Genomic DNA, 379 nt, shown 5'->3' with positions numbered 1-379 from the left:
GCACAGTGGAACTCACTGTTGCGTTGCACTATGTCTACAACACCCCTTTTGATCGGCTAATTTGGGATGTGGGCCATCAGGCTTATCCCCATAAAATTCTCACGGGTCGTCGCGACAAGATGCACACCATTCGCCAAAAAGATGGCTTGCATCCTTTCCCATGGCGTGAAGAAAGTGAATACGACACTTTCAGCGTTGGGCATTCAGGCACTTCTATTAGCGCCGCACTGGCGATGGCGATTGCCGCAGAAAAAGAACAAGCGGGTCGTAAAGTTGTTGCCGTGATCGGTGATGGCGCCATGACTGGTGGTATGGTGTTTGAAGCCATGAACCACGCAGGCGACTTACACAATGACATGCTCGTGGTACTGAACGACAA

The 379-nt window shown here is 50.9% G+C and carries 1 protein-coding gene; it reads left to right on the top strand.

What is annotated here, in order from left to right; translation table 11 throughout:
- Positions 1-379, top strand: a 379-nt coding sequence (locus tag AACU55_RS22140) for a 1-deoxy-D-xylulose-5-phosphate synthase N-terminal domain-containing protein (protein WP_240785713.1), incomplete at both ends; no start/stop codon positions are given.

The sequence above is a fragment of the Rahnella sp. CJA17(1/100) genome, from assembly GCF_963881615.1.
Lineage (GTDB): Bacteria > Pseudomonadota > Gammaproteobacteria > Enterobacterales > Enterobacteriaceae > Rahnella > Rahnella aceris.
This window is presented reverse-complemented; position numbering and strand designations above follow the sequence as displayed.